Origin of the sequence: Arabiibacter massiliensis, assembly GCF_902386925.1 — a bacterium.
GTDB lineage: Bacteria > Actinomycetota > Coriobacteriia > Coriobacteriales > Eggerthellaceae > Arabiibacter > Arabiibacter massiliensis.
On sequence record NZ_LR698996.1, the window covers coordinates 2,413,167 to 2,430,667 of the forward strand.

Sequence of the window (17,501 nt, forward strand, 5' to 3'; positions counted from 1 at the left end):
TTTCTTGTAGACGCCCCGGCCTCAGGCGGCGAGCCCCAGGCTCCTCCTGTACTGCACGGGGCTCATCCATCCGAGCGAGAGCTTGGGCCTGGACTCATTGTAGCGCAGAAGCCACGCGTCGAGCTCCCCGATGAAATCCTCCGCGGAGGCCCCCGTCCAGTCCCGCGTGTCGAAGAACTCCATCTTGAGCCTGCCGAAGAACCCCTCCATCCGCGCGTTGTCCGGCGGGCAGGCCTTCCTCGACATCGAGCGGGCCAGGCCGTTCTCCTCGCAGATCCGGATCCAGCTCTTCGCATGGTAGTGCCCGCCCCTGTCGGAGTGGACCGTGCACCCGCCGCCCGGGCCGAGCAGCCGGCACGCCCGCTCGAGCGAGGGGTCGACGAGGGCCTCCGAGGCGGGGCTCGCCGAGGCCGCCCACCCCGCGAGCATGCCGTCGAAGCAGTCGAGGACCGGCGAGAGGTACGCCTTCTCCCCGCTCGGCAGCGCGAACTCGGTCACGTCGGTGAGCCACAGGCGGTTCGGCGCGGGAGCCGAGAAGTCGTGGCCGCCGTCCTCGCGCAAGGGGACGTTGGGCAGGTCGGAGGCGTCGGCCCTGGCCGAGTAGGAGCTGTAGCGGGAGCCCCTCCGGCGCCTGTCGGGCTGCAGGCCCTCCTCGGCCATGACGCGGCGCACCCGCTTCTCCGACGCGTTCAGCGGCCTCTCCGCGTCAGAGGCGAGGGCCGCCTTGATCCTGCGGTACCCCCACCCCGGGTTCTCCAGGCACGCCTCGACCACCCTCGGCCGCAGCTCCGCCTCCGGGTCCTCCCCGGCCCTCTTCGCGTGGTAGTAGAAGGTGGCTGGTGCGAGACGAAGCGACGACAGCGTCCATCCAATCGAATACGTTCTCCGCAGGGCGCCTGCCAGAAGGGCCTTCTCCCTGTTCGGGAGCGTCCTCGGGTCGGCGCCGGGGTCTTTTTTTAGTATGTCCACGACCGCCTGCTTGAGGTCCATCTCGAAGCGCAGGTCGAAGATGATCCGCTTGAGCTCCTCGGGGTCGTCGGGCAGGTTGTCCAGGTCGGGCACGGGGGCCTCCTTCCGGGCTCGGGGCTTCCCGGCCGCGCCGAGGCCCTCCCCGCGGCCTCCCTCGAGCTGGAGGCGCCAGCGCCTCACGGTCTCGTGGGAGGCGCCGCAGGACCGGGCGGCGGACCGGTAGCTCATGCCTTCGTCCCTCACGAGGTTAACGGCTTTTATCTTCTCTTCAAGCGAGAACATGCGAACTCCTTTTCTCCAACTTAGAGTCCGCACCTCCCCGTCCCTCTGTCACGCCCTATGGGCATTTCTTAGGGAAGACGTGGGGGCGCTTGCGCCGCTGCCGTGCGACTGGCACCATGGCCGTATGGACAACCGACGCAGCAACCCCTCGCGCGCTCGCCGCACGCCCGCCGACGCCGGCCGCATGCCGGTCGATTCGCGCGCCAGGTATGCGACGCCCCCCAGCCAGACTCCCACGCCGCGGCGCATCTCGCGCGCCGAGTACGTGCATGCGCGCAGGCAGCGCCGCCGCCGCACCATGCTCATCGCTCTCGCCGTCATCGCGGTTCTCGTGCTGGGCGGGGCGGGAGCGGCCTTCGCCTACTACTCCACCCTGTCCGGCAACCTGCACGAAGGCGTGGACGACGATCTGCGCGCCGCGCTCGTGGACACGGACCTGGCCAGAGAGCCGTTCTACCTGCTGCTCATGGGCACCGACGGGTCGGACGACCGCGCCGCATCGGCCGAGTACGCCGGCGACCAGTTCCGCAGCGACAGCATCATCCTCACGCGCATCGACCCGGTGGACAAGAAGGTGACCATGGTGTCGCTGCACCGCGACACGCTCGTCGACATGGGCGAGTACGGGCAGAACAAGCTCAACGCCGCGCATGCCATCGGCGGCCCCGCCATGACGGTGGAGACGGTATCCAAGCTGGCCGGCGTGCCCATCTCGCATTACGCCGAGATCAACTTCGACGGGTTCAAGGACGTCGTCGACGCGCTAGGCGGCGTGGAGGTGGACGTTCCCATGACCATCGACGACGCGGACGCCGGGGGGCACGTGGACGCCGGCCTCCAAACGCTCGACGGCGACCAGGCGCTCATCCTGTGCCGCGCGCGCCACGCCTACGACGAGTTCGGCGACGGCGACTCCTATCGCGCCGCCAACCAGCGCCTCGTCCTGGCGGCCATCGCCAAGAAGGTGCTCGCGGCCGACGTGGCCACCATGGCCGGCACGGTGCAGGCGCTTTCCCAGTACGTCACCACCGATCTCGAGATCACCGATATCGTTGGCCTCGCGCAGGCCTTGCAGGGGCTCGACCCCTCCACCGACATCTACTCGGCCATGGAGCCTACGGAATCGCAGTACATCAACGATATCTGGTACGAGATCACCGACGTCCAGGCGTGGAAGAAGATGATGGCCCGCGTCGACCAGGGGCTTCCGCCTACCGAGCAGGACATCGTCGATGCGGGATCGAACACGGTGCTGGCCACCACGGGCGGTCAGCAATCGGGCTCGGGCGGCTCGGGCGCGACCGGGGCGAAGGCGTCTGCGCAGCCGGGCCTCGTGTCCGTGCTCAACGGCAACGGGGTGGCGGGCGCGGGCTCGGTGGCGGCCGAGTCCATCGAGGCCCTTGGCTACACGGTGGAGTCCGGCAACGCCGATAGCTTCGATTACGCGGAGACGCTCGTCGTGTACGGCACGGAGGGCCAGGCGGCCGCCGCGCAGCAGGTGGCGGACGCGCTCGGCGCGGGCAGGCTCGTGCTCAACGACGGCTCGTACGCCTTCGACGGCGACCTCCTCGTCATCCTCGGCGCCGACTGGTAGGCATCCTCAGTACCCGAGCGTCCAATCGCCCAGAAGCAGCCCCTTCGCCAGCCCGAGCACCAGGATGTGCAGCGGGTAGTACGCGTAGAAGAACCACTTCATCGAGCGGCCGCGCGCGCCGTTGTACGCGAGCAGAAGAGGGATGGCCAGCGTGCATCCCACCAGGCCGTACAGGGCGAACGGCAGGTTCACCAGGTCGAGCGTGGCGAAGAGCTGCAAGGCGTAGGGCAGCCCGGAGCTCACGATGGGCAGGAGGATGGGCAGGACGATGCGCTCGCGGCGGCCGGGCAGGACGCGCATCATGAGGACCATGATCGGCCCGAGGATTCCCCAGTCGCACACCGCGCTCGCGGCGGTGAGGGCGGCGAAGGCCAGCCAAAACAGCGCGCGATTCTCCAGGCGGTCGTACAGGTAGAGCGCCGCGAGGCTGAGGAGCAAGGTGAACAGCACGTTGCCCTCATGCGACAAGAAGAGCCAGAACGGCACCTCGGCGATGAGCGCGAACACGAGCAGCCGCAGGGCGTAGCGCCTGACATTGGAGGTGTGGACGTAGCCTTCCACCAGCAGAAACGCCATAATAGGGAACGTGGCGCCCCCCAGGCCGAACAGGACGGACAGCGCCTCGACGGGCAGGTAGGGGTAGAAGATGTAGCAGCCGTGGTTGAACGTCATGCCGATGATGGCCACGGCTTTGAGCGCGAACGACGAGAGCCCGCCTCGGGGAGGTGCGGTTGCCGATATGCCTGTCGTCGTTGCCATGGCGTTCCAGTATACTGCACGGGAAGGCGAAGGCGGGAGGTGGCGCGGCATGAAAGAGGAGGCGAAGACTGCGGCGGTTCTCGCCGGATCGCTTGTGCTTTCGGTCGCGTGCTTCCAACTCGTGTCCGGCGACCTGCTCGTACAAGGGGTGCTGTTGGCGGCGGTAGGCGTCGGCGCCGCGGCGCTGGCGGATCGGCCGGCGCTCGCGTGGCGGGGGATGCGCGGCAGCCTCGGATGGCCGGCCTACGTGCTGGCGGTGGGGCTCGCCTGCGGGCTCGCGTCGGTTGCGGGTATGGGGCGCGACGGTTCGGCTTCCGTGCCGCAGGTGCTCGAGGTCGTGCTTTCGTGCCTGTTCACCGGCGTGTTCGAGGAAGGGGTCTTCCGCGTGGCGGCGCTCGCCGCGCTCGTGCCCGCCTTCGGTGGCGGTCGGCGCGGGCTGCTGAAGGCGGCGCTCGTCTCGTCGCTGCTGTTCGGCGCACTGCACGTGCCGATAGCCGATGCGGTTGCGGCCGGGTCGGCCGTAGCCTGGGCCCAAACCGTGCTCAAGCCGCTGCAAGCGACGCTGTTCGGCCTGTTCATGGCGGGGCTCTTCGTGCGCACGCGCAGCCTGTGGGCGATTGCGGGGCTGCACGGCCTGTTCAACGTTTTCTACGCGGGTCCGCTCATGCTGGCCGGTGCCGCGCAAGCCACCTACGTCACCGGCGACCTGCGCGACCTCGCTCTGCTGGCCGCCTCGACCGCCCTCCTCGTCCCGCCCGCCCTCGCCGCCTGGAGCGAGGCAAAGGAGCGGGGAGGCGGAACCCCCGGATCGCCCTCCGGACCGACGTGATGATTCTGTGAAAGCAAAGTTTTATCTTGCGCCCAGGACTCCGCGAAGGTAATATTCTTTCTTGCCGCTTTTCCTGTTTGAAGGTACTTCGGGCAGGAAGGGTAGGCGCAACCTACGTTGCGGGGTGGAGCAGTCTGGTAGCTCGCCGGGCTCATAACCCGGAGGTCGTTGGTTCAAATCCAGCCCCCGCGACCAGAAACTAGCAGGTCGGAAGCTCAAATGGCTTCCGACCTTTTTGTTTGGCGCTAACGAGTCCTAAACTACAAAGCCCCCTCGTCCGCTGCGATTGGCAGGGGCGAGGGGGCTTGGGGGATTGGCAGGGGCGAGGGGGCTTGGGGCGGGCGGTTGTCCGGCGGGTTACTTCTCCTCGGGGACGAGTTCGCTCACGGAGGCGTTCGTGATGAGGATGAGCGACGCCACGGACGCGGCGGAGTGCAACGCGGTCGTGGTCACCTTCGCGGGGTCGGCGATGCCGCGCGAGATCATGTCGCCGTACTCGCCGGACTTGCTGTCCAGGCCCTCGCCCAGCGGCAGCGTCTTGATCTTCTCCACCACGAGCTTACCCTCGAAGCCCCCGTTGTCGGCGATGGCGCGCGCCGGAGCCTCCAGGGCCTTGCGCAGGATGTCCACGCCCAGCTGCTCGTCCGCTTCGTCGCAGGTCACGCCGTCGAGCGCGGCTGCGGCCTGCACGAGCGCCACGCCGCCGCCGGCCACGAGGCCCTGCTCGGCGGCCGAGCGCGTCGCCAGGAGCGCGTCCTGGATGCGGCTGCGGATCTCGTTCATCTCGGTCTCGGTGGCGGCGCCCACGTTCATCACCGCGATGCCGCCGGAAAGCTTGGCCAAGCGCTCGCGCAGCACGTCCTGGTCGTACTTCACTTTCGTCTGCTCGATCTGGGCGCGCAGCTGGTTACAGCGCTGCTCGACGGCCTCCTTCTTGCCTTTGCCGCCGATGACGATGGTCCGATCCTTGAAAATCTGCACGCTGGCGGCGCGCCCGAGCATGCTCTTCTGGGCGTCGGCCAAAGTGAGGCCGCGGTCGGGCGTGATAACCTCGCCGCCGGTGAGGATGGCCAGATCCTCCAGCTCCGCCTTGCGGCGGTCGCCCAGGGACGGCGCTTTCACGGCGACGCTGTTGAGCGTGCCGCGGCGGCGGTTCGTGAGCAGCGCGTTCAGCGACTCGCCGCGCACGTCGTCGGCGGCGATGAGCAGCGGGTGGCCGGATTTCATGACCTCTTCGAGCACGGGCACGACGTCGGTGAAGTTGTCGGCCAGGCGCTGGTCGGTCATCAGGATGTAGGGCTCCGTCAGCTCGCCTTCCATGCGGCCCGGATCATCGGCCATGTGCGGCGAGATGAAGCCGTTGTCGAACATCATGCCCTTGAGCACCTTCACCTCGATGCCGAACGTCTGCGACTTCTCGACCGACACGATGCCGTCGCGGCCGACGGCCTCCAGCGCCTCGCCGATCTTCTCGCCGATCTCGCGGTCGCCGGCCGAGACTGTGGCGATCTCGGCGATCTGCTCGCGCGTGGACACCTCGACGGCGTTCTTGAGCACCTCGCCGGCCACCACGTCGGCTGCCTTCTGGATGCCGCGGCGCAGCGCCAGGGGGTCGGAGCCTGACATAACGCACTTCACGCCCTCGCTCACCAGCGCGTCGGCCAGGATGGTGGCCGTGGTGGTGCCGTCGCCCGCGTCGTTGTTGGCCGCGATGGCGGCCTCGCGGACGATCTTCATGCCCATGTTCTCGATGGGATCCTCCAGGTCGACGTTGGCGGCCACGGTGGCGCCGTCGTTGGACAGACTGGGCTTCTCGTGCTGCTTCTCCATGGCAACGTAGCGGCCCTTGGGGCCGATGGTCACCCGCACCGCCTCGGCCAGCTTGTTCACGCCGGCCGCCAGCTTCGCGCGGGTTTCGTTATCGAAAGCAAGATCTTTGGGCACGTCTCTTCCTTCCTCGCAAATGTCGCGGCGCTTCGCCATCGCCGCGCGGAGCGCCGCCTTCCGAGGGGCGAAGAGCCTGCCCGCGAAACGCAGCGCCTGAAAAACCATACCCGAAGAAATTAGCACTCTTTTGCTCAGAGTGCTAGCCGCGAGCCCGCTTTTCCGCGATTCCTCTGGATTGAGACGCTCTGAAAGCCCCGACGTTTCACGTGAAACACCAGTCGCTGCAATCTTCGCTCCAAAAACACGCCTCAGCACATGAGGCGTGTTTTTGGAGCGAAGATGCACTTGGATGAGACGATTGCCCCGTCCCTTCGTCTCCCTTTGTCTCACATATCGCTGTGCTATGCTTGGGCGTGCAGGGCGAAGTTTGGGGGAGGGGGCAACCATGTTCTGGCCTGACAGGGGAGAGATCTCGTCGGAGCTTCCGGGGAGGGACGAGCTAGTCGGCATGCTGCAGAAGGCGGGCGTCGACTACTACGAGCGCCATGTGCCGAAGGGCGTTCTGTTCGGATGGGGCGAGGAGCCCCATAGGACCGCGCATTTCGTGGCGGAGGGCATGGTGGAGATCTACAAGCTCGAGCGCGACGGTCGCAAGAAGACGCTGTACTTCTGCAAGAAGGGCGATTTCTTCGGCTTCCAGATACTGAGCGACACGTGCGTGCCCATCGCCACGGCCAGCGCGTGCGTCGACAGCGACCTCGTCGCCATCCCGAAGGAATCGTTCTTCAAAGCGCTGCACACCTGCCCGGATTTCGCCGATATGATCGTGAAGTACCTGTACAACCTCATCTCGACGCTGACGAACGAATCGGTCTCGTCGGCCTTCTACGCAAGCGCCCAGCGGGTGCCCATGCTGCTGCTCAGCCTCGGTCGCGACGAGCTGGGCTCGCGCGCCGCCGGCGGGTCGGACGATGTGACTGCGCCCATCATCGTGAAGTACGGCAACGGCGACATTGCGAACATCCTCGGCATCAGCAGGAACTCCGTCACGTCGTCGATCTCGCGCCTTCAGGAGCAGGGCATCGTGGCGAAGCGGCGCAACAGCATCGAGATCCTCGACATGGATCGGCTGGAAAGCGTCACGAAGCTCGAGTCGGGCGACTGACATCTTCTTTTCCCGCGTGTGCACACTATTGGGCAGACCGGCCCGCGTCGCGCGGATATACTCTGGTGCCAAGGGGATACGGGGGTGTTGAAGATGGCGCATGCGCGACGATTGGACGAGGAAGGACGCACGCGCGTCCGTAAAGGGGTGCTCCCGCTCGTCGGGATCTCGCTCGCGGGGTTCTCGATGTACGGCTGCAACAACGTCCTCATGACGTTGCTGCCTTCCTATTCGCTGGATATCGGCTCGACGATGGTGGAGGCAGGCCTGCAGGGGACGGTGTTCCTCCTGGTGGCGGTGCTCATGCGCTTCTACTTCGGCCCGCTGGCCGATCGTCGCGGAACCCGCTTCGTCATGGTTGTCGGCGCCGCCTCGTTCGTCGTATCGAGCGTGATGCTCGTGTTCTGCACGGCGTTCTGGCAGATCCTGCTGGTGCGATGCGTGCAGGCGGTCGGACTTTCGGCATTCTGGCCCTGCGCCGTGGCCGCCGTGGCCTCCATCGCGCCCCAGGGCAAAAGCGGCCTGTTCATCGGGGCCTACCGCTTCGCCACAGCCGCGTCGCTCCTGGTCGGGCCGCTCGCCGCGCTCATGCTGGTGGGCGAGCGAGGGTATGCGGCCTGTTTCCTGGCGCTGGCGGGCCTTGCCGCTATGGCGCTCGTGCTATCGCTGTGCTTCGCGCCTTCGGACGGAGGCTCGGCGGCAGGAAGGGCGGCCGAGCGCGCCAGCGGGGAATCCCCAGGAACGGCGGGGAAGCTGCGCGGGGCCTTCGCGTCGGGGCAGGGGAACCTTCCGGTGCTGCTCTGCGTCACGGCGGTCGTCTCGCTCGGGTACGGCCTGTCGATGAACTTCGTCGTGACGTTCGTCGAGGGGATCGGATCCCCCATCAACGCGGGACTGTTCTTCTCGTGCTTCAGCTTGGGCGGCCTCATCGCCAACCCGCTTGCCGGCTGGGCCGCCGATCGGTGCGATCGGCGGATACTGCTGGCGGGCACGCTCGGCTGCATGGGGGCGGGCATCGGGCTGATCGCGTTCGTGCAGTCCGTCCCGTCCATCCTGCTCGCGGCGGGTCTCGTCGCCGGCCTGGGCTCGTCCGGGTCGACCATCGTCGTGCTCTCCACCATATCCGCGCGCGTGGACGAGCGGTTCCGCGCATCGGCTCTCGCCGTGCAGCAGAACGTCGTTGACCTCGGCATCGCCTGCGCCTCGACGCTCTTCGGCTGGCTGTTCGCCGTGGCTGCGACCCCGGAGTTCGTCTTCGCCGGGCAGGCCGCCTTCGCCATCGCAAGCGCGTTCGCGCTGCTCGTCGCCAAGCGGGCGGTTCGCTTCTAGCGCTCGGCCCCCGCTCGCTGTCCCCCGAAAAGCAGGAAGCCCGCCGAGGCGGGCTTCCAAGGGAGGGAGGGTTGGCAACGTCACATCACGTAGTACACCGAGGGGCCGGTTCCGAACTCCTCGTGGAAGGGGACGGCCTTCTTCTCGGCGATGTACTTCGATACGTCGCTTGCGGGGTCGCCCAGGTCGCCGAAGATGCGCGCCTTGCCGGGGCACGACAGCACGCACCAGGGCTGCTCGCCCACGGCTATGCGCTCGTGGCACAGGGTGCACTTCGACGCCTTCTTGGCCGCCTCGTCCACCTGCGGTATCTCGTAGGGGCAGGCCACCGCGCAGGTGCCGCATCCGATGCACGCCTCCTCGTTCACCACCACGGCGCCGTCCTCGCGCTTCTCGATCGCGCCCGCCGGGCATTTGGCCAGGCAGGCGGGAGATTCGCAGTGGTTGCACAGCTCGGGCCGAAACGCCAGCTTCGCGTCGGGGAAGGTGCCCGTGGCCTGGTAGACGATCTCGCCGTCGCGGCTGCGGACGCGCCCCCAGTACAGCCCCTCGGGGGTCTGGTTCGACACCTTGCAGCTCACCACGCAGGTTTGACATCCCATGCAGCGGGTCGTGTCGATAACCATGCCGTATTGAACCTTGTCAGCCATGATTCCACCTACGCTTTCTCTACTTCGACCAACACGTCATAGAAAGCGGTGCTCGTCTGGCCTATGAACTCTTCGGTCGGGTTGATCGTGAAATGGGTGAGCATCTGGTAATTGCCCTCGATGAACTGCTCGGGCGTCCATCCGCTCGCCGTGGCCACGGTGCCGGGCCGGATGCCCTCGGTCAGGAACGCCTTCATCTTGCAGGCGCCGCGGTCGTTCACGATGGACACGACGTCGCCGTGCTCGATGCCGCGCGCCTTGGCGTCCACCGGGTTCATCTCGAGCTGGGGCTCGCTTTGCACGACGCTGAGCTCGGGGATGAGGATGTGCTGCGAGTGCACGTTCAGGCGGTCGTGGAACTGCAGGTACACAAGCGGGTACTTCTGGCCGAGATCTCCGTTCGGATCCTCGAGCATCGGCTCGTAGGTAGGCACCTCCTGGCCGAACTGCACGAGCTCCTCGTTGTACAGCTGGAAGCGCTTCGACGGCGTGGGGAACGTGTTGTCGGGTCGGAAGATGAGCGGCTCGAAGATGGCGTCCGCGCGGGCGAAGATGCCCTCTTCGGCTGCCTTGTCGAAGTCGAATCCCTCCCAGGCGGGATGCTCGGGGTTGAAGAACCCGCGCGCCCACTCCTCGTCGGTCTTGTTCCAGAGATCCTCGAGCCCCACCTTCTTGGCCAGCAGCGACATGATCTCGACGTCGGACTTGCTCTCACCCATCGGCTCGATGCCGGGCTTGCTGATGATGACCCAGGGCGTGCGGTCCTCGACGTCCCATTTCTCCCAGTAGTTGCACGCGGGCAGCACGTAGTCGGACTGCTTGGCCGTCCATGTCCAGTAGGGATCCACCGTCACGATGGTGGAGACGTTGGGCAGCACCTCGTTGATTATCTTGTTGGCGTCGGGGCTCATGTTGACGAAGTTTGAGTTCGCGAACCACAGGAAGTCGAGAGGGTAGGGGTCCTTGCTTATGATCTGGTCGTACATGGTGGACGTGCGCACCATGGCGGCCTTCTTGTCGCCGGTGTTCGACCAGTCGGGGTTGCCGATCGCGGGTATCTTCAGGTCGGGATGCGTCTCGGCCGCCGAGATGCCGCCCATGTGCGACGCCCCGCCGCCCTTGATGCCCACGTAGCCGGTCACGGCCGCGAGCGTCGCCACCGTGCGGAACGGCGAGAACGAGTTCCACACGCGCTGCATGCCCTGGCCCATGCGGATGCCGGCGGGCTTCGCGTTGGCGTACTCGAGGGCGAACGTCTCGATGACATCCTCGGACAGGCCGGTGATCTCGGCCGTCACGGGCAGCGTGTACTTCGACACCTCGTCGACCAGGTGGTCGAACGCCGTGCGCACCGCCTCGCCGTTCACCTCGAACGTGCCCGAAAGTGCGGGGACAACGCCTTCCTCACCGTGCTTCTTGGCGCTGTTGGACGCGGTGTCCCACACGAGCCAGTCCTCGCCGTCCATGGCGTAGGCACCGTCGGATTCCCTGACCAGGAAGGGGGCGACGCTGTATGAGGCGAGCCACTCCTTGTCGTGCAGGTCGTTTCCGATGATGACGTTCATCATGCCGAGCGCCAGCGCGGGGTCGGTCTGCGGCCTGAGGGGGATCCACTGGTCGGCGATAGCGGCCGACGAGCACAGGCGCGGGTCGACCACGACGATCTTCGCGCCCTTCTCGCGCGCCTCCACGAGGTAGCGGAATTCGGAGGTGTGCGTGTCGGCCACGTTGCGGCCCCACAGCACGATCATGTTCGAGTTGAGGTAGTCTCGCGTGTCGTGCGAGCCGCGCTTCACGCCGTAGGCGAGGATCATGCCCATACTGGCGCCCTGGTCGCCCATGATGCCCTCGATGTCGAAGACCGTGCCGCCGAAGGTGCCCGCGAACCGCGTGGGCGCGCTCATGGAGAGGTTGCCCGAGTTGCCGGTGAACGAGTAGAAGCCGGCCGCCTGCTCGCCGTGCTTATCCTTCGTCTCGAGCAGCTTCTGTGAGATCTCGTCCATCGCCTGATCCCATGAGATGCGCTCGAACTCGCCCGAGCCGCGTTCTCCCGTGCGCTTCATCGGGTACATGACGCGTGCGTTCTCGTCCTGGGTCTTCTGGCTGAGCGCTATGCCGCGCAGGCAGGCGTTGGCGTAGTCCTCGCGGCCCGGCGTGTCGCCCGGCGTAACCGTGAGTATCTTGCCGTCTTTGATGTGCGCCTTCAGATGGCAATGAGACGTGCAGTTGAGATTGCAGCACGCGTGGGCGTACGTGACGCCCTCGTTCGGGTCGACGGGCGCCGCCGCTTCCTTCTCCTTGTCGGCTTGCGGCTCGCCGGCGGGCGCGCATCCTGCGGCGCCGAAGCCTATCGCGGAGGCGACCGTGATCCACCCGGCCCCCTTCACGAACGTCCGGCGCGTGAGCTTGCCGTCCTTGACGTACTCGATCGGTGAATGATCCCTGTTCTTGTCCATGCTCCTCCTATCGTTCCGATGTCCGCATCTGCGCATACGCGTCCCCCGATGCGGGCAACATAAGTATAGGAAGGCAAAGAGGCGCCGTTCTGCCCAGAATTTGTCAGATAGAACGTCACCAATTCGCTTCGCCGGGCGCCTACCCCGCCATCACCTTCACGTGGTAGGTGCGGGTGCGGGGGCCGTCGAACTCGCAGAAGTAGATGCCCTGCCAGGTGCCGAGGACCGGCGCCCCTCTCTCCACGAGCAACGTCTGGGTGCAGCCGACGGCGCTCGACTTGAGGTGCGCGGCGCTGTTGCCCTCGAAGTGGCGGAAGTCGGCGCGATCGGGGAAGGCGGCGTCCAGCCCCAGCACCAGGTCGCGCTGCACGTCGGGGTCGGCGTTCTCGTTGACGGTGACGGCGGCCGTGGTGTGCGGGCAGTGCACGACGCACAGGCCCTCGCGCACGCCGCTCGCCTGGATGTCCTTGCGCACCTGCGCGGTGATGTCGACCAGCTCTTCCGTCGCGGTCGAGATCGTGTGGGTGAAGATGGCCATGCTGCAACCTCCTGTTCGCCTCGTGCGTCCACTATAGCGCACTAATGTCCCAAAAGGGGACAGTTCCCTTTTGGGACATTTTGGCCACGCGGGGCTGCTAGGCGCTCTGCTCCTTGGCGGCGTTCTGGCCGGCGATGCGGCCGTTCACCAGGCAGTCGGCCGTGGCGCACGAACCCAGGCGGCATGCGCCGTGGATGCCGCCCACCGCTTCGCCTGCCGCGTACAGACCAGGAATGACCTGCAGGTCCATGTCGAGCACCTTGCAGTCGAGGTCGGTTTTCACGCCGCCCATGCAGTGGTGCACCTTCGGCCACAGGCGCACGCCGTAGAACGGGGCCTCGTCGATGGGCTGCGCGTCGTCGGGGATGGGCTTCTTGAAGTCCTCGTCCACCTTGTTCGCCACGAACGTGTTGTAGCGCTCGATCTCCGCCTTCACCGCGTCGATCGGCATGCCGTAGTGCTCGGCAGCTTCTTCGATGGAAGCGAACTCAAGCGTGATGCCGGCCTTCAGCGCGCCCTCGAGTCCGCTGCCGCCGTCGTAGAGCGCCTTCTTGCAGGTGATCTGCACGCACGGCTGGCCGGTTTCCAGGATGGCGTCCGCATAGCGCTTGCGGTCGGTCAGCTCGTTGACGATGCGCTTGCCGGTGGCTACGTCCAGCGTGGGCGCATAGCTGGCCTGGCCGTCGGTGTAGAAGGCGGCAACGCCGTAGCCCGACTCGTCCGGGCTCATGAAGGGAAGCAGCTGGATCCAGTCGGTGTGTACGGCCATGGCCCCGGCGGCCACGAGTGCGCGCAGGCTCTCGGCGGTCGCGCCTTCCTGGTTCGTGCAGTCCACCGTGTCGTCGAGGCGCGGATCCTGTGCCATGCGGAACGCGAGGTCCTGGCCGAAGCCGCCGGTGGTCAGCACCACGGCCTTGTTCGCCTTGATGGTGACGGGGGTGCCGCTTTCGACGTCGTTGCCCTTGGGCCTATCGTGCACGACGGCGCCGATCACACGGCCGTTCTCGTCCTTGACCAGCTCGGTGAGCATGCGCTTCGTCTCCACCTCGACGCCCATCTCCTTGAGCTTCTCCGCGAAGGGGGTGGTGACGTTCGCGCCGCCGCCCTTGCCCTGCGCGATGGAGCGCATGACGGTGTGGCCGCCGTAGGGGTAGAGGAAGTGCTCGCCCTGGTCGTTCGTGTCCCAGGTGGCGCCCATCTCGATGGTCCACTCCCAGGTCTCGTTCGACTTCTCCGCGATGACGCGGCACTTGTCCTTGTCGTTGAGGTACAGGCCCGCAACGAGCATGTCCTCGACGTACTGGTCGACGGAGTCCTGCACGCCCTCGCGTTCCTGAACGCTCGAGCCGCATACAGCGAAGTCGCCGGCGGCCAGCGCCGAGTTGCCGCCCACGCGCTCGGTTTTCTCTATAACCTTCACATCGGCGCCGGCGCTCTTCGCCTCGAGTGCGGCGGCCAGCCCCGTGTACCCGCTGCCGACTATCAGGACGTCGCACTCCTCGTCCCACTTCGTGTCGGCACCGTTCGTGGCGGCGGCTGCGGTCTGCTTGCCCTGCGGCGCGCAGCCGGCCAGCCCGAGCGTCGCCAGCACGCCGGCCGCCGCCGCGCCGGTGACGAACGAGCGGCGCGAGACGCCCTTGGAACCCGTTGCGGTTATGGTCTCCCTCATATGATGCATCCTCCTCGGTCGGTTGCCTTCGGCATGCGCTCTTCAACATGCCGTCACGGCCAGATTAGGCGCGGACGCGGGCACGCGCACCCCACCTGGAGCGGGAAATGCCGAAACCCCCCTTGAGGTGGGGTGCGCGACCTGGGGTTATGCAGATGGGGAAGCGCTGGGGGCGACTGACGGCTTGCGCTCGCTTGAGATGGCGACCTGCGCTGCGGGCGGAATCAGCAGCGAGACTCGGTGTGCACGAGGTCGATGATCTCCTGCTTGCTGTGCACGCCGAGCTTCGCGTAGATGGTTTTCTGGTAGCTCTTCACCGTGTTCTTCGACAGGAACAGCGTCTCGCAGATGAAGGCGATGTCGCGTCCTTGCGCCAGCAGGTACAGGATGTCCTTCTCGCGATTGGTCAGCCCGTGGTCGTCGGCCAGCGCGTCGCAACGCAGCTTGCGCACGTTTTCCTGCTCGTGCTCGAATCGGCCGAGCAGCTCGTCGGCGGCGCGCGCCTGCACCTCGGCGCGCTTGCGCTCGTGGGAGTTCACTAGCCAGATGACCATGAGGATGAGGTACAGCAGGAAGAACGCCACCGCCGTGGTGCGCACGAAGTCGGCGCTGCTGCCCACCCCCAGCAATTGCGCGACATTCTGGCCGACGAACAGGCCGAATCGCGGCAGCGCGTAAGCAAGCGAGATGCCCACGAGCAGTTTCGTGCGGCTGTGCGCATACGTGACGACCACGAGGAAGAACAGCGCCAGCATGACGAGCTTCCATCCGGCCGCCGCCAGGATGTTGAGCGACACCGCGTAGTCGTTCGAGAGGAACGGCAGGAACAGAATGCCGGTAGCCAGAATGCCGAACACGACGTTGAACAGCAGCGACGGCGCTGGTTGCGAGCGGGTGCCGAAGTACGCGAGGAAGACGATGGCGGCGACGATGCCGCCGAACTGCGAGATGAGGATCGACGTGGCGGGGGAGGCGCTGCTTCCGGTGGCGGCGGTGTCGATGATGCCGTAGACGATGGACAGCGCGAACGTGCACACGCCGGACACGAGGAACACGTCGAGAAACTCGCGCTTCGGGAGCGCCGATGCCGCGGTGTCGCGGTGCCGGTCGGCGTTCGAATGCCCTGAAGCGTCGGTGCGGCACACGAAGGCAAGGCATCCTGCCGAAGCGACGAGGAGCAGGGCGTACGGTGCGAGCGAAAGGAAGTCGGGCAGGAACCCCAGTACCATATTCGCCGCCATGCCGCCAAGCGCCATGATGCCGAATGCGATGGCGATGCGACGCGACGAGTAACGTGCGAACGTCTCGAAGTAGAAAGGCATGACGAGTCCCATGCCCACGCCGGCCGCCAGCGCCGATGCGGAAACGACGGCAGGGTCGAGGTCCGCCGTCGCGGCGAAGAACGTTCCTCCCAGCGCAACGGCGAACCCGGCGTAGCCCACGACGAGGTACGGCAGACGGCGAAGCGGCGCCTTCGAGCGCACGAGCAGCGAGAACAGCAGCGATGCGACGAAGATGGACGGGTTCAGCACGTTGTCGAACGATGCGGGGGAGAAGCTCGGCCGGTCGATCAGCCAGCTGGAATAGAAAAATGACACGCACACGGCGTACAGGCAGGTGAAACCGACGATAGCGACGAGATAGCGGCGATCTGCGCCGAGCTGTTTCGTGCAAGTGTGTCGGTCCGTGTTTTCCATCGCCCCTCCGTCATGATCCCCGAGACGTGCGTTGCATCATTATAATGCGCGTTCGGCGGGTTTCTTGCGTCATCATAGCCGATGCGTTTCTGCTAACTTGCGGTACAATTGCAGGGTTTTGCCGGCGGGGCACTATCGTACAAGACAAGCGCGGAGGGATGTGGCATGGCGGAGGCCAAGCGGGAGCGGTTCGGGTCGCGGCTGGGGTTCATCCTCATCAGCGCGGGGTGCGCCATCGGCCTGGGCAACGTGTGGCGCTTCCCCTACATCACGGGCGAGTACGGCGGCGCGGCCTTCGTGCTCATGTACCTGGTGTTCCTCCTCATCCTGGGCCTTCCCGTCATGGTGATGGAGTTCGCCGTGGGCCGCGCCAGCCAGAAGAGCGCGGCGAGCGCCTTCGACGCGCTGCAGCCGTCGCGGAAGTGGCACTGGTTCTCGTGGTGGGGCTATCTGGGGTGCATGGTGCTCATGATGTTCTACACCACGGTGGGCGGCTGGATGCTCTCGTTCGTGGCGAAGATGGCCACCGGCGCGTTCAACGGGCTGGACAGCGCGGGCGTCGGCGCGGTGTTCGACGGCATGCTGGCGAACCCCGTCGAGCTTGTGAGCTGGATGCTCGCGGTAGTTGCGCTCGGGTTCCTCGTGTGCAGCTTCGGCCTGCAGAAGGGCGTCGAGCGCGTCACGAAGGTGATGATGGTGTGCCTCCTGGGCATCATGGTGGTGCTCGTGGCGCGCGCGGTCACGCTGCCGGGCGGCCTCGCAGGCCTCGAGTTCTACCTCATCCCCGACTTCGGCCGCCTGTTCGCAGGCGCGACGCCGGCCGAGCAGTGGGCCACGTTCGGCGACGCCGTGTTCGCGGCCATGGGCCAGGCGTTCTTCACATTGTCGCTGGGCATCTCGGCCATGGAGATCTTCGGCAGCTACATCGGCAAGGAGCGCTCGCTCACGGGCGAGGCGCTGCGCATCTGCGGGCTGGACACGGCGGTGGCGCTCATGGCGGGCCTCATCATCTTCCCGGCGTGCTTCGCGTTCGCGGTGGAGCCGGGCAGCGGCCCGGGCCTCGTGTTCGTCACGCTGCCGAGCGTGTTCAACCAGATGCCGATGGGGCAGCTGTGGGGCGCGCTGTTCTTCGTGTTCATGAGCTTCGCGGCGCTCTCCACCATCATCGCGGTGTTCGAGAACCTCATCAGCTGGTCGATGGACAAGTGGGGCTGGTCGCGCAAGCAGGCGGTCGCGCGCACGGCCATCATCGTGACGGTGCTCAGCCTGCCGTGCGCGCTCGGGTTCAATGTGCTCTCGGGCGTCACCGTGCCCGCCATCGGCGACATCCAATCCATCGAGGACTTCATCGTGTCGAACAACCTGCTGCCGCTGGGCAGCCTGTTCTACGTGCTGTTCTGCGTGACGCGCGGCGGCTGGGGCTGGGAGAATTTCCTGGCCGAGGCCGACACGGGCAAGGGCGCGCGCTTCCCGCGCTGGTCGAAGCCGTGGCTGCAGTTCGGCATTCCGGCGCTCATCATCGTGATCTTCGTGATGGGCTATGTGCCGAAGTTCGCCGTCTGGCTGGGGCTGGCGTAGCGCAGCTGCCGAAACTGCCGAAATCACCGTGGGAATTGAGGGCGTTCGAGCCTCGCGTATGCGCCGAACAGCAGTATAATGCGCTCATCGAACTCGGCT

General features: G+C 66.4%; 13 protein-coding genes and 1 tRNA gene. 6 read left to right on the top strand and 8 right to left on the bottom strand.

The window, feature by feature from the left end; all coding sequences use genetic code 11:
• Positions 1–21 precede the first annotated feature (21 nt).
• Positions 22–1,251 carry an IS3 family transposase gene (locus FX134_RS10315; protein WP_080801342.1) on the bottom strand — a complete coding sequence of 410 codons (1,230 nt, stop codon included), beginning with the start codon at positions 1,249–1,251 and terminating at the stop codon, positions 22–24.
• 79 nt (positions 1,252–1,330) lie between these two features.
• Here FX134_RS10315 and FX134_RS10320 point away from each other — a divergent pair, with 79 nt between their 5' ends.
• Positions 1,331–2,845 (top strand): LCP family protein, encoded by a 1,515-nt coding sequence (locus tag FX134_RS10320; protein ID WP_232050915.1) that lies wholly within the window; start codon positions 1,331–1,333, stop codon positions 2,843–2,845.
• A gap of 6 nt (positions 2,846–2,851) precedes the next feature.
• Here FX134_RS10320 and FX134_RS10325 read toward each other — a convergent pair whose 3' ends face one another.
• The gene (locus FX134_RS10325; protein WP_080801345.1) at positions 2,852–3,604 is read right to left on the bottom strand and encodes a TraX family protein; all 753 of its coding nucleotides are present in this window, start codon (positions 3,602–3,604) and stop codon (positions 2,852–2,854) included.
• Positions 3,605–3,653: 49 nt separating this feature from the next.
• On the opposite strand from FX134_RS10325, the gene FX134_RS10330 reads away from it, so the two are divergent.
• Positions 3,654–4,433 carry a CPBP family intramembrane glutamic endopeptidase gene (locus FX134_RS10330; protein ID WP_080801348.1) on the top strand — a complete coding sequence of 260 codons (780 nt, stop codon included), beginning with the start codon at positions 3,654–3,656 and terminating at the stop codon, positions 4,431–4,433.
• 118 nt (positions 4,434–4,551) lie between these two features.
• A tRNA-Met gene (locus FX134_RS10335) sits at positions 4,552–4,628 on the top strand.
• A gap of 162 nt (positions 4,629–4,790) precedes the next feature.
• Here FX134_RS10335 and groL read toward each other — a convergent pair.
• Positions 4,791–6,377, bottom strand: coding sequence for a chaperonin GroEL (gene groL / locus FX134_RS10340; RefSeq protein ID WP_080803998.1), 1,587 nt, complete (start codon positions 6,375–6,377; stop codon positions 4,791–4,793).
• A 388-nt stretch (positions 6,378–6,765) separates the two neighbouring features.
• Here groL and FX134_RS10345 point away from each other — a divergent pair, with 388 nt between their 5' ends.
• Together FX134_RS10345 and FX134_RS10350 are read left to right on the top strand one after the other, a co-directional pair.
• The gene (locus FX134_RS10345; protein ID WP_172623454.1) at positions 6,766–7,485 is read left to right on the top strand and encodes a Crp/Fnr family transcriptional regulator; all 720 of its coding nucleotides are present in this window, start codon (positions 6,766–6,768) and stop codon (positions 7,483–7,485) included.
• 93 nt (positions 7,486–7,578) lie between these two features.
• Positions 7,579–8,814: an MFS transporter gene (locus FX134_RS10350; RefSeq protein ID WP_232051002.1), complete on the top strand. Its 1,236-nt coding sequence runs from the start codon at positions 7,579–7,581 to the stop codon at positions 8,812–8,814.
• An 80-nt stretch (positions 8,815–8,894) separates the two neighbouring features.
• On the opposite strand, the gene FX134_RS10355 is transcribed toward FX134_RS10350, so the two are convergent.
• From FX134_RS10355 to FX134_RS10375, 5 genes are all read right to left on the bottom strand, one after another.
• Complete coding sequence (locus FX134_RS10355) at positions 8,895–9,464, bottom strand: 4Fe-4S dicluster domain-containing protein (protein WP_080801359.1); 570 nt, start codon at positions 9,462–9,464, stop codon at positions 8,895–8,897.
• 8 nt (positions 9,465–9,472) lie between these two features.
• The gene (locus FX134_RS10360) at positions 9,473–11,920 is read right to left on the bottom strand and encodes a molybdopterin-dependent oxidoreductase (protein WP_080801364.1); all 2,448 of its coding nucleotides are present in this window, start codon (positions 11,918–11,920) and stop codon (positions 9,473–9,475) included.
• 139 nt (positions 11,921–12,059) lie between these two features.
• A complete protein-coding gene (locus tag FX134_RS10365) occupies positions 12,060–12,458 on the bottom strand; it encodes a secondary thiamine-phosphate synthase enzyme YjbQ (protein WP_080801367.1) in 399 nt (132 codons plus the stop codon).
• A gap of 97 nt (positions 12,459–12,555) precedes the next feature.
• The gene (locus FX134_RS10370; protein ID WP_080801369.1) at positions 12,556–14,127 is read right to left on the bottom strand and encodes a flavocytochrome c; all 1,572 of its coding nucleotides are present in this window, start codon (positions 14,125–14,127) and stop codon (positions 12,556–12,558) included.
• Between the two features lie 224 nt (positions 14,128–14,351).
• On the bottom strand, positions 14,352–15,824 hold the full coding sequence (locus FX134_RS10375) for a LuxR C-terminal-related transcriptional regulator (protein WP_080801372.1): 1,473 nt from the start codon (positions 15,822–15,824) through the stop codon (positions 14,352–14,354).
• 165 nt (positions 15,825–15,989) lie between these two features.
• On the opposite strand from FX134_RS10375, the gene FX134_RS10380 reads away from it, so the two are divergent.
• The gene (locus tag FX134_RS10380; RefSeq protein WP_080801375.1) at positions 15,990–17,402 is read left to right on the top strand and encodes a sodium-dependent transporter; all 1,413 of its coding nucleotides are present in this window, start codon (positions 15,990–15,992) and stop codon (positions 17,400–17,402) included.
• Positions 17,403–17,501: the final 99 nt, after the last annotated feature.